The sequence below is a fragment of the Marinagarivorans cellulosilyticus genome (assembly GCF_021655555.1).
Lineage (GTDB): Bacteria > Pseudomonadota > Gammaproteobacteria > Pseudomonadales > Cellvibrionaceae > Marinagarivorans > Marinagarivorans cellulosilyticus.
The window spans coordinates 5,254,503-5,267,533 of record NZ_AP023086.1; the positions used below are offsets into that span (position 1 = coordinate 5,254,503).

General features: G+C 45.6%; 8 protein-coding genes. 7 read left to right on the forward strand and 1 reads right to left on the reverse strand.

Going from position 1 to position 13,031, the window contains the following annotated elements; genetic code table 11:
* Positions 1–97 precede the first annotated feature (97 nt).
* Positions 98–1,786: a sialate O-acetylesterase gene (locus MARGE09_RS21325; RefSeq protein ID WP_236985197.1), complete on the reverse strand. Its 1,689-nt coding sequence runs from the start codon at positions 1,784–1,786 to the stop codon at positions 98–100.
* A gap of 608 nt (positions 1,787–2,394) precedes the next feature.
* Here MARGE09_RS21325 and MARGE09_RS21330 point away from each other — a divergent pair.
* The 7 genes from MARGE09_RS21330 (at position 2,395) to MARGE09_RS21360 (ending at position 13,018) form a co-directional block, all read left to right on the forward strand.
* Positions 2,395–3,870 carry an MFS transporter gene (locus MARGE09_RS21330; RefSeq protein WP_236985198.1) on the forward strand — a complete coding sequence of 492 codons (1,476 nt, stop codon included), beginning with the start codon at positions 2,395–2,397 and terminating at the stop codon, positions 3,868–3,870.
* Between the two features lie 184 nt (positions 3,871–4,054).
* The gene (locus MARGE09_RS21335; protein WP_236985199.1) at positions 4,055–5,101 is read left to right on the forward strand and encodes a glycoside hydrolase family 43 protein; all 1,047 of its coding nucleotides are present in this window, start codon (positions 4,055–4,057) and stop codon (positions 5,099–5,101) included.
* Between the two features lie 323 nt (positions 5,102–5,424).
* Positions 5,425–6,420: an aldose 1-epimerase gene (locus MARGE09_RS21340; RefSeq protein WP_236985200.1), complete on the forward strand. Its 996-nt coding sequence runs from the start codon at positions 5,425–5,427 to the stop codon at positions 6,418–6,420.
* Positions 6,421–6,470: 50 nt separating this feature from the next.
* The gene (locus MARGE09_RS21345) at positions 6,471–9,536 is read left to right on the forward strand and encodes a TonB-dependent receptor (RefSeq protein ID WP_236985201.1); all 3,066 of its coding nucleotides are present in this window, start codon (positions 6,471–6,473) and stop codon (positions 9,534–9,536) included.
* A gap of 146 nt (positions 9,537–9,682) precedes the next feature.
* A complete protein-coding gene (locus MARGE09_RS21350; protein ID WP_236985202.1) occupies positions 9,683–10,438 on the forward strand; it encodes a SapC family protein in 756 nt (251 codons plus the stop codon).
* A gap of 32 nt (positions 10,439–10,470) precedes the next feature.
* Entirely contained in the window at positions 10,471–11,502 is a 1,032-nt protein-coding gene (locus MARGE09_RS21355) for a cupin-like domain-containing protein (RefSeq protein WP_236985203.1), read from the forward strand.
* A gap of 10 nt (positions 11,503–11,512) precedes the next feature.
* Positions 11,513–13,018, forward strand: coding sequence for a tryptophan halogenase family protein (locus MARGE09_RS21360; RefSeq protein ID WP_236985204.1), 1,506 nt, complete (start codon positions 11,513–11,515; stop codon positions 13,016–13,018).
* Positions 13,019–13,031 lie beyond the last annotated feature (13 nt).

Consider the following 13,031-nt stretch of genomic DNA (forward strand, 5'->3'; position numbering starts at 1 on the left):
CCTAGAAACCGCACGCAAAAAAAAGCCCCTAACACACCAATGGTAGTACGTTAGGGGCAAGACCCATCGTCAAATGGTGAAGGGGTGGAGCTATAATTTAAGAAGCCGCAGCCCCTCGTAATTTTTGTCGAAGCGCAACAACAAAGCCCATGAGTACTAGAAAGTACCAATCAGCACTACCGAGTTTTACAGGCTCACTGGTCGCAGAAGAGCTAGATACTGCAGCGGAAGAAGAGCTTGGCATCACTGAGGAAGCCTCTGAACTGGAAACCGCAGCCTGCGACGAAGAACTTGCCACTGATGAACTGCTTGCTACTTGCGAGTTAACAGAAGAAGAGCTGGGTGTAGGCGCTGTTCCCGTGCGCACGAGAATCCCGCTTAATGTGCCGTTATCGGTGGTTGTTGATACCGCAATACTTAAGCTGCCATCTTGAACTCGGGTAGCAAAAGGGCCGGCTAACCAAGCAACATCGTGGCCTACCTGGCTCACCAAGTCGACGTCGTCTACCACGGTATTGCCTTCAATACTCACACTAAACGCTCGGCTACCGGCCACATCCCAATATAGCTCGACAAGATCGAGGGTTACGTCGTAGTCACCGGTGGGCACACTGATTTCGTAGGTGAAATCCCCATAGCGCTCAGTTTGAAACAGGGCGCTGCCATCGCTGCCGGTAATAGAGTCTGATGTGCTGTTAGCCATGCCGCCCGTATAGCCAGTATCGGCTTGGTAATAAACGCCATCAAAAGAAACCCCTTGACCACCAACATTAATCGCTGCGACTACATCATCAGGGTTAGGCGGGATATAGCCATCGGTTGCTGGCGTAACCAAACACGTTTGGTTATCGTTTTGAATGCCCCAACCGTCGCCGTCTGGATCGGCGCTAATGTTGCAACAAATTGGGCTACCATCTTGTGTGCCACAATCAACAGGCCCGCTATTGGTATCCACCAAGGTTAGCATTTTGGCTGCGTAACGCCGGCCCATTTCACGGACAGCGGCAGAATTCCAGTGCAGCCCATCGCCCTTATCATTCAAGCCACCCTCAGCCGTTACGTAATGGCCATTTTGTACGGCGTTGGGTATTTGCCGCACCAAGGTATTGTGGCCACTGCAGCAACCCGTATAGGGAAGTTCACCAGCAATAAAGGGAAGGTCTGCCGCGCTAATGCCCAAATCGGTACGCAGCGCTGTGATGTATTGATTCACTAAGCTAGGCCAATTTTGCTGACCAGAATTACTCTCTCCTTGGTGAAAGATGATGCCCTTAATGACACCTGCCTCTTGTGCTTTTTTCGCGAGATCGAGTACCCACTTATAACCGCCTGTGCCGTTATCGGGCGCACCGCTAATACCACCATAAGGCGGGGTACAGTCGCTTCCACAGTTGGGCAGAAAGTATTCTATTTTGGCACCGCCATAAGCGCCACCCACCAAGCCGATCGTGATGTTATCGTCAGTATTGGCAGCCATGGTGTGACCAAAGGTATCGCCAGGGCCAAGGCCGCCTTCTTGGTTACAGCGCACCTGTGGTGGCTCTGCCACACGCCATTGGCCGTAAGTCCAGTTCTGCCCAGAGCAACCGTTTTCGCTTTGCAAGGTACGTACCCGCGGATTATTAATGCCTCGGTCCTGCGCTTGGATCGTTGCTGTACCCTGCATATTTGACTGTCCTAATAGCAGGTATATGTGGAAATTGGGGTCTGGTGCCGCTTGAGCTGCTAGCGGTAAAGCAGAGATACCAGCCAACAGAAGAAGCTTAGTTATCATTTTATTATTCATAGCTTCGCACTCTATAAATGGTTCATAGGCCTGTTCGCATCATTGCGCTTATGCGTCTTTATTCACGCCGAGCCATGCGAACAGTTATCACGCTGGGATTCTATGCCCCTAAACACGCACCCTGCGCTGCAAAATTAAACCCATTTTTAGTGCATTTATGCCTATACTTTGAGCAGGAACATATGGTGTTAACGACTAGCAGATGCAAAATACCTGTTTGCCAATTTAAATGATGACAACAGCCAATTAAGCAGGCAGAAACTGCAGGCCAAATCACAGTTAGATTGCCCATATCACTATTCATTAACCATCAAAGTTGCTAGCAAACACGCTCGATTTCGTTTTGTGAGCCAATGCTTAAATTTATCAATTCATTCCTTTCAGGCACAGCCATACCTTGCCCGGAAAAGCGAATGAGAAATATCTACTAGGTATTGGTTACAAACGGTATAGAGCCTAAAAACTTAGCGGTGCTATTGTGATGAATGACTACCCCCTCCTGATGTGCAGTTTTCCCCTGAAGCCATACTCCGTCTTCTTGTGCCGTACATTAAGAGCACTCTTAATGCTGCCCATAAATGCCATAAAAATAGGTCTCTAGAATAATAATGCAACAGCCAACAGAAAAATTATCCGTTATTGAAAAAATTGGGTATAGCTTAGGCGACTTAGCTGCCAACCTGATCTTTCAGACTTTGATGACTTTCATCACCTTTTTCTATACCGATGTTTACAACATTCCACCAGCTAAGGCGGCCGTCATTATTTTTACTGGCGGTATGATCGGTGCATTTTTTAACCCCCTTATTGGTATTTTGGCCGATAGAACAAATACGCGTTGGGGGAAATTTAGACCCTGGATTTTATTTACTTCTGTCCCATTTGGTGTAATTGCCTTAATGGCGTTCAGCACACCCGACTTTGGCGAGCAAGGCAAAATCATCTACGCCTTTATTACTTATGTGCTGCTGCTGTTTGTTTACTCTGCCAATAACTTACCATATGCCGCGCTCAGTGGCGTGCTCACCGGCAATATGCAAGAGCGCAACAGCGTTTCGTCTTATCGTTTTGTCGCCGTTATGGTTGCACAGTTTATTATTCAGGCCTTGCTTCTGCCCATTGTATTGATCATGGGCGATGGCGATAAAGCCGTAGGCTTTAGCCGAGCCATGACTATGTTCTCTATCGTTGGCGTTGTTTTTTTCCTCATTACGTTTATCACCACAAAAGAGCGCATTACTACTGTTGCGGCCAAGTCTTCTAAGGTTACAGATGACCTGAAAGACCTGATCACCAACGTACCTTGGCTAATTATTTTGCTGGTAACAACAGCTGTATTTACCGGGCTAGCGCTGAAGGGCGGCTTGTATATTTATTATTTTGAAAACTATTTAGACGAAGCCGCTTTAGCAGCCTTTTTAGACAGCTCAGGCTTTAACGCGTCGATGGCAGCACTTAATAGCAGCCTCACCTCTATGGGCCTTACTGAATTCGCCTGGCCAGAAGACGCGCCCACTTCAGGCTTTAGTGTATTTAATGCCTCAGGCATTATTCTAATGATCGTGGGTATTGGCTTCTCTAAGTTCTTTGCCGACAAGTTTGGCAAGCGTAATGTCTTTGGTATCGCACTGTTCTTAGCCACTGCGGCCCAATGCTATTTTTACTTCATTCCCAGCGATAGCATCGCCCCTGTGTTTATTACCCAAATTTTGCACGGATTTCTCTACGGTATCACCATTCCTTTGCTGTGGACTATGATTGCAGATGTTGCCGATTATTCTGAATGGAAAACCTTCCGCCGCGCCACTGCCATTACCTTTGCCGCCATGATTTTTGGTTTAAAGGTGGGCTTAAGCCTAGGTGGCGCATTAGTCGGATTTATGCTGGATAACTTTGACTACGATGTCGGCTTAGTTACGCAAACGCTGGCCACGCAAGAAGGCATTAAATTATCGATGAGCTTCTTTGCAGGCATACCGTTCTTTATTGCTAGCGGCTTAATGCTGTTTTATTGCATTAATAAGCAAATGGAAAACGACATCGAAAAATCATTGGCAGATCGTCGCATGGCGGCCGCTGCCTAATCTTTACTGATGGGCACCCCTAAAAATAGTAATTTTTTTGTGAGAGCAAAGAAGCACCGCCCGGAGAGCCGCAGTTTACGTGGTGTAAATGAGGACTCGAGGACGGAGCTGATGCCGCTATCGCGGAAAAAGTGCATTTTTAGAGATGCCCTGATATTCTACAAATAATAGCTCCAAGGTATTTATGAGTCACTCTACTGAACAAGAATGCTGGCAAGTTCTCCCGGAAAATGCCGACCCTATTTCGCAACCTTTAGTCAAACATCAATACAGCGCAGACCCGTCTGCGCATGTTTTTGAAGGCCGGGTATACATTTACCCCTCACACGATATTGATGCTGGAATTCCATTTAACGATAATGGCGATCACTTCGCTATGTGTGATTACCATGTATTTTCCATGGACGAAGCGGCTTTGAACAAGCTTTCCAGCACAGATGTGCAAAGCGCGGTTATAGACCACGGGATGGCATTACATGTTGATGATGTTCCCTGGGCAGAGCGCCAAATGTGGGCACCCGATGCCGCACATAAAAACGGCACCTATTATTTTTACTTTCCCGCCAGGAACTATGAAGGCAAGTTTCAAATTGGTGTTGCAACCGCAAAAACCCCACATGGCCCTTTTACAGCAGAGCCACTCCCTATAGAGAATTCTTACTCTATTGACCCCGCAGTATTTCAAGACGATGACGATTATTACATGTACTTTGGCGGGCTTTGGGGCGGCCAGTTACAAGAATATAGAAACAACAGCTTTGATGAAAAGCACTGCGAACCAGCTGCAGGAGAAACCGCTTTAAATCCTATTGTCGCTAAACTGGCAGACGATATGAAAAGCTTTGCTGAAGAACCAAAAGAACTGGTTATTCTTGATAATAACGGCGAGCCTTTTAAAGCTGATGACGAGCGCCGCTTTTTTGAAGCCGCTTGGATGCATAAACACAACGGCATTTATTACTTCTCTTATTCAACTGGGAACCACCACACCATTTGTTATGCCACTAGCAACTCGCCGTACGGCCCCTTCACATATGGAGGGTGCATTTTAGAGCCGGTACTGGGCTGGACAACTCATCACTCTATTTGTGAAATGAACGGCAAGTCTTTTCTCTTTTACCACGACAGTACACTGTCTGAAGGCGTAACCCATTTAAGGTCCATTAAGGCAACGCCTATTTCTTATGATGAAAACGGAAAGATCATCACCATAAAGCCTTACAACGTTTAAATACACAACAGTACTTATTTAACGCATAGGTAGTTAAATAAGTACTATGTTCTTGTCATAACAGGTTAAGACAGTCAGTAACTTAGCTTGGTAACCTTGCCTAACTGATTAGAGTATTTGCAAAATACCGCGTTAGTTTTGGCAATACCGTACGACATCAATAATAATTCAGTACACATTTTTACATTCAGCAGATTTGGCGGTTCAGCTTCCATGCTTTATACATTTTTTACGTTGTAAGCTTTAGATGCTGCAATAATAGATAGGCAGGTGAAGCGCCTTCGGTCTCAGTAGTTTATATGCAGTTATAGAGGCTTTAAAAGATGGATCGAAACCCGTTCAGTAATCAGCCGGTTGCTTCGGATAATTTTGAGGTTTTGCAGTTTTCTACCAATACAGGCCTAAGCCTTATTGAAATTATTCCATCACTCGGTGGCGCAATAAACCGCCTGCAACTGACAAATGAAAAATCACGCCAAGAAGAAGTTATATGCCCCATTAGCCCCGAAGAATTTGCTAATGGCAACCCTTATTACAAAGGTGTTTTATTGTTTCCTTTCGTCAACCGATTGGACAACGGAAAATACAGTTATGCGGGAAAAAGCTACCAATTCGTTTTAAATGAACCCGCCTTGCGTAATCGCTTACACGGATTTTTATTTAACCTCGCCGTCAATGTAAATGCGACTTACCCAGCCCCCAACGAAACTCGAATTACCCTTCAATATTCATATACAGGAAACCTAGAAGCTTACCCATTTCCAATGGAAATTGAGGTCGAGTACTGCCTCCATGATACCAATGGTTTAAAAGTGACATTTAATATCACTAATCGTCACCAGAGCAACGCTCCACTCGCCATTGGGTGGCACCCTTATTTTACTTTACGTGGTAGCCTCGCTAACTGGCAGATGCAATTGCCGACTGTTCGACATATTTCAGTCGACAAACGCTTGTTACCAACTGGACATAAATATCATTATGAGCACTTCAATAAACTCAATGCTATTGGCAATAAAAACCTTGATCACTGTTTTCAACTAGACCTAAATCAAGAGGTTAAAAATAGCATAGCTTCGAGTTATTTATGGTCGGAAGAATATCAACACGGTTTAGAGATATGGCAACAAGTGGGAATTAATGCATTCAACTATTTACAGGTATGCATTCCACCAACACGCGATTGTGTTGCGATAGAACCTGTTAGTGCAAATATTAACGCTTTTAATAATGGGGAAGGCTTAACCCACCTCGAACCTAACAAAACGTTTACGCAGCAATGCGGGGTCCGATTAATTTCAAAAAAGCCAAAAAAATAACACTACACAATCAATAAAACCTACAAGATATCCAATGTTTCGGGGGAAGTATGCAAAATACAAATCGTTTTAAGTGTAAGCCACTCAGTGCTGCTATTGCAGCATCGGTGCTAACACTTTCTAGTCAATCACTAATGGCACAAGACGCCGCACCTGTTGAAGAGGTGTTGGTTACGGGGATTCGGGCATCATTACAAAATGCCATGGATATTAAGCGTGACTCGGCTGGTGTTGTTGATGCAATTAGTGCGGAGGATATTGGTAAATTTCCAGATACCAACTTGGCAGAATCACTACAACGTATTACCGGTGTTTCTATTAACAGAAACAACGGTGAAGGTTCGCAAATCACCGTTCGTGGTTGGGGTCCTGATTTCAACATGGTTACCTTAAACGGTCGTACTATGCCTGTAGGTAGTGCGTACGGCGGCGGCTCTGGCGCTGACCAAACCACTCGCGGCGGTGCTTCGCGTGCATTCGATTTCGCCAACATTGCCTCAGAAGGCGTTTCTGGCGTAGAAGTTTATAAAACAGGTAAAGCAAACATCACCACCGGTGGTATTGGTGCGACAGTAAATGTTTTGACCGCGAGGCCTTTGAATACGCCGGGATTGAATGCATCTGTCGGCGGCAAGTTAGTCCACGACACGACAAACCGCACAGGCGATGACGTCACACCAGAGCTCTCAGGCATTTTCAGTTGGACTGATGATGATGCTAAATTTGGTGTTGGCTTAAGTGCTAGCTACCAAGAGCGTGACTCAGGTTATACTGGGGCCACTGTTAACGATTGGGATGTTAATGAGTGGGGCTTGATTGGCGGGCAGTCTGATTTTAATGAGCCCTATGATTCAGATGTATTCGTCAACGCACCTGATAATGGACAGTTGTACACACGCCCTTACGATATTCGTTACACGTTTTCTGACCGTGAGCGTATCCGTACTAACGCGCAGTTAACTTTACAATACGCACCGACTGATGCAATTACTGCGACCGTTGACTATACCTTTGCCCAAAATGAGCAAAGCGAGCATCGTGGTGAAGTAACAAACTGGGTGCAACGATCTCCCTTCCTCGAGACCGTAGAATTCGATAATCAAGCTATCGCTACACCGGTAGTAATTACCGAATTGTACAATCAAGACCCAGAAAATAGCCCAACAGTCAGAGACATTGGTTATTCACAATATTATCGTTCTCAGGAAGATACGCTTGATTCGTTAGGCTTGAATGTAGAGTGGGAAGTTAATGATAACTTAACACTTGCGTTTGATGTTCACGACTCAACAATGGAAAGTGTGCCAACAGGCCCCGGTTATGCTGGTGAGGTTGACGTGGGTGTAGGCGCACCAATCAAAACCGGTAAAACCTTGTACTATGGTAGTGACTTACCTTACTGGACTTGGGATACAGACGACAGCATCGTTTCTAACGGCGATGGAATCATCGATGAGAACGACTTGAGCTCGACCGTATTGCGCATTTGGTCTGCTGAGCAAGTCTCTGATGTAACTCAGTTTAAATTTGACGGAATGTGGGAGTTTGATGAGGGCCGGTTTGACTTCGGTATAGAGCGTCGCGAAATGTCATCGAATACCACCAGTTACAATGGTAATAACCAGCAAGTATTGGGTGGTTGGGGCGCTGCCGCACCAGGTGAATTCCCAGACGGTTCTTTCGAGCCATTCAACTTGGTTGGCGAGTATTCCGACTTTAATACTGGCTCAGCCCCTGCAACTGGTTTCCGCGCAGACGCGAGAGATTTGGCAGCCTTTTTGGTTAGCGAGTACGGTGCTTATGTCGGCGTAGAAAACAATGGTGGTAATACTGCTTCTAGCGATACCATCGAAGAAGATACGCTTGCAGCCTACTTCCAAGTGGGTTTTGATGGCCAAATTGGCAACTTCCAAGTCAATGTCTTGACCGGTTTACGTTATGAAGCAACCGATCAAACATCTATCTCAAATACGCCACCGTTGGCGAGATTTGTTTGGCAGTCCGATAACGACTTTGCTCAAGAGTCAGTGCCCGTCGATGCAACCATCTCTGAGAACGATTACGACGTGCTGCTGCCGAACTTAGATGTTCAAGTAAACTTTACCGATGACATCGTTGCTCGCTTCTCAACAAGCCAAACAATCGCACGTGCAGGGTTGGCTAGCTTGACATCGGCCGTTAACGGCTTTGGTGTCGGCGGTAGTACCTTGCTCGCTTCAACGCCACGAGCTAATGCCAATAACCCCTTCCTGAAGCCCCTCATGTCAACGAACTATGACTTGTCTTTTGAGTGGTACTTTGACGATACAAGTATGGCGTCTGTTGGATTTTTCCAAAAGCGCGTTGATAACTTCGTTGGCAACGAGGATTCCATTAGAACTTTTGAGGTTCGGAACCAAACAGCCGGTCCAAGGGCTCAAGCTGCACTTCTGGCACTCCAAGACGGCGGTTGGGAGGTTAGTGACCCAGCGCTATATGCAATGATATCAATCCTTGATAACCCAACGGATTTCCCTAACGGCGCTGATGACTATGATGGGACTGTAGGGCAGCAAAGTGCACTTGGTGAAGGTTGTACGACTGCTGATTGCTTTATTTACCCTCGAGACGACGATCCATTAATGGAGTTTGAAGTGACTACTCCTGTCAATGATGACGAGCAGCGTAAAGTCTCAGGTATGGAGCTGGCCGTTCAACACTTCTTTGGCGACACGGGCTTCGGCGTGATGGCTAACTACACCATTGTAAGTGGCAACACTGAGTTTGATGTATTTAGCCTTGAGGAACAGTATGCTCTGGAAGGTTTGAGTGATACCGCCAACATGGTATTGATGTACGAAAATTATGGTGTACAAGCGCGTTTAGCCTACAACTGGCGTGATGATTACTTGAACCGTCAAAACGTTGGTTCAGGTAATAACCCAGGTTTTATCGAAGATCACTCGCAATTTGATTTGAACGTGTCTTACGATATTACTGACAACCTTTCTGTGTCTTTCGAAGGGCTAAACATTACTGGCGAAGATCGTCGCGAATACGCTCGTAACAAAGCCATGCTGTGGGGCTTAGAGGACTTGGGTGCTCGCTATCAAATCGGTGCTCGCTACAAGTTCTAAGCGATACCTATTGATGGTCTAAATTTCTATAGCTGTAAAGAGCCGCCATCGTGCGGCTCTTTTTTTGATCAATGCTTTTACGCTATAGTCGTTACACTGACTCGGCCCAGCTAGAGTCTCATTTACCCAATGTAAAGCGGTTTGTTATGGCACGAAATGAATTACTGGATAACATCACACATAAAGATTTGAAGGTGAACCCCATCTACTCAAGTGATCTTGGCGATAACGTTGGTAGCACTATTACCTTTGTTACCGAGTTCTCTGACGTTCAGAAGGAATACCCCATCTTATTTCGAAAAGACCCGCCCTCGAACCAATATCAGGCGGTCGTACTTCTGGGGCTGCAGCAAGATGAAAACCTTTTTCTACAGGTCCAAGAACAGTCCCTGCAACAAAACAACCCTGGCTGGCAAGCACACTATGTGCCCGCAGCCATTGCGCGCGGCCCTTTCATGATTGGCTTTCAGGCTCGACAAGAAAATGGTCAAGAAGTTGTTTCGCCAATGGTGCATGTGGATATGGAGCACCCAAAAATCTCGACCACACAAGGCGTTAATGTGTTTTTGGCGCAAGGTGGTAACAGCCCTTACCTTGAGCATATTAGCCACTTACTTAACGTTGTCCGTGACGGTGTTGAACTGAATAAGCGTATGTTTGCCGTATTCGAAAAATACGAATTAATCGAACCGGTTGCAATCAACGTAGATCTTGAGAACTCACATAAACTAAAACTGAAGGGGTTTTATACCGTTAATATCGAGCGACTTACTGCTCTCGATGGCGATGCCTTGAAAGAACTATCGAAAACAGGATTTTTACAAGCGGCTTATTTTGCAATCTCATCACTATCGAATATTAAACTCTTAATCGCGATGAAGAACGCAAAAAATAGGGCTTAGATGCTACATATTGATCTTCGGAGTTTCTGAAAGTGTTAGATATTAAGCGTAAAACTAAGGTGGTTCACGGCATTAACCCAAGCACTATCCCCACTGAAATCATTCAATTAAATGAGCCTGTAATTATTAAACAGCTGGTTAAAGACTGGCCACTGGTAAAAGCTTCTCGCAAATCTGACCGTGCAGTCATCGATTATCTGAATCGTTTTTACAACGGCCGACCAACCGTTGTCTGTAAGCTCAAGCCCGAAGCAAAAGGGCGATTGTTTTATGATGATAGTTTGAGCCAGCTTGACTACTCAAGTTACAGAGGAAGAATCGATGAGACACTAGAGGCTATTTACCAAGGGTTTCAGGAAGACTGCCCTCATGACTACTATATCGCGTCAAACATAATTAGCACTCATCTACCTAGGCTTAGAGACGAAAATGATATCCAAGTACCTAGACAAGTTGACGATGGAGTTGACCCCGAAACCGTTAGTATTTGGCTCGGCTCCAGCACCGTCGCAAGCTGCCATTACGATGCTCTCGATAATATAGCTTGCTGCGTTGCTGGTAAGCGGCGTTTTACCTTATTCCCACCCGATCAAATTGACAATTTGTATCCAGGGCCACTAGAACCCACGCCTGGTGGGCAGGTGGTTAGCCTTGTAGACTTTGATAACCCTGATTTCGAACAGTTCCCGAAGTTTAGAGACGCCATCAATACTGCTCAAGTTGCAGAACTCGAGCCAGGGGATGCTCTTTTTTTACCCAGCATGTGGTGGCATCACGTACAATCGCTAGCGCCTTTTAATGTTTTGGTTAATTACTGGTGGAATGATGCCCCGCGTTACATGACTTCGGGTATGAATGCACTTTATGCCGCTATGCTAGGTATTCGAGACAAGCCTAAACACGAGCGGGAAGCGTGGAAGCACGTATTTGACTATTACATCTTTAATGGCGCGAACAATGCCACATCCCAAATTCCTAGCGAAGCTCAAGGCTTATTAGGGAATTTAGACGAATTAAGTGCTCGCAAACTCAGAGCTTTATTAATCAATAAATTAAACCGGTAAGACCTTAATTATGCAAACTGATAGCACTAAACCTCTAAGGGTCGTTATAGCTGGCGGCGGTACAGCCGGTTGGCTAGCGGCATCTGCGCTATCACAGCAGATGGGTGGCTTAGTTGATATTACCTTAGTTGAATCGTCAGAAATCGGCACAGTTGGTGTAGGCGAAGCTACCATCCCCCCAATGAAAACTTTTCATAGACTATTGCGTATTAACGAACAAGAGTTTATGAAAGCAACACATGCAACCTTTAAACTGGGAATACAATTCGAAAACTGGAAAAACGGGCATGATACTTATTTTCACTCATTCGGTGAAACCGGTAAACAAACGCTAATCACCGAATTTATCCACTTCTGGCAGCGCGGCAAAGCACTCGGATTTTCCAAGGAGTTTAGTGATTATTGCATCGAATTTAGAGCCGCCATGGAAAATCGGATGTCTACGGTAAGCGATACCACAATCAATCATGCATATCACTTGGACGCGGGGCTTTATGCCACTTTTTTGGCTCAAATTGCTAAGGCCGGTGGAGTCAAAAGAGTAGATGGAAAGATAGCCCAAGTGCAACAGGACAGTTCTACCGGAAATATAACCACTTTACTCCTCGATTCGGGTGAAGCAGTTCACGGCGACTTCTTTATTGACTGCACTGGCTTCAAAGGGCTATTGATCGAGAAAACACTGCGCACTGGGTTTGAAGACTGGAGCCACTGGTTACCCTGTGATAGTGCCATTGCTGTACAAACTGAATCGTCAGGCGCACCTTCCCCTTATACGCGCTCGATTGCACACAGTGCTGGCTGGCGCTGGCGGATTCCACTACAGCACCGTGTTGGCAACGGCATTGTTTTCAGCCGCGATTATCTCTCCGAAGATGAAGCGACTGATTCTCTATTAAAGTCAGTAGATGGCAAACTCATCACTTCACCTAAAGTGATTCATTTCAGGACTGGCAAGCGCCGTAAGAGTTGGAATAAGAACTGTGTTGCTGTCGGCTTATCATCAGGCTTTTTGGAACCGCTTGAGTCAACCAGTATTCACTTGGTGATGACTGCCGTCACTCGTATTTTGCAATTATTCCCTCATGGCAACATTCAGCAGTCCGTTATCGATGAATATAACGTTCAAGCCGATAGCGAAATGGAAAAAATTCGGGATTTCATCATCTTGCACTATAAAGCAACCGAACGTGAAGATAGCAAGTTTTGGCAATACTGCAAAAACATGGACGTGCCAGAAGAGCTCGCCCATCGAATACGGCTATTTCGCCAAGCAGGCAAGTCGTATCAAACGGAAGGTGAATTGTTCAGGCTCGATTCATGGACACAAGTAATGCTAGGGCAGGGGATTGAACCAGAAAAGTTTCACCCCATAGTGATGGCAATGCGACCTCAAGAGCTGAAACAGTTTTTAAATAGCGTTGAAAACCATGTCTCACGAACGGTAGAAAAACTCCCCATGCATGATCAGTTCCTGAAGCAATATTGCGACATTCATGTCCCTATAACTTGCTAAAATGCGGCGAAGC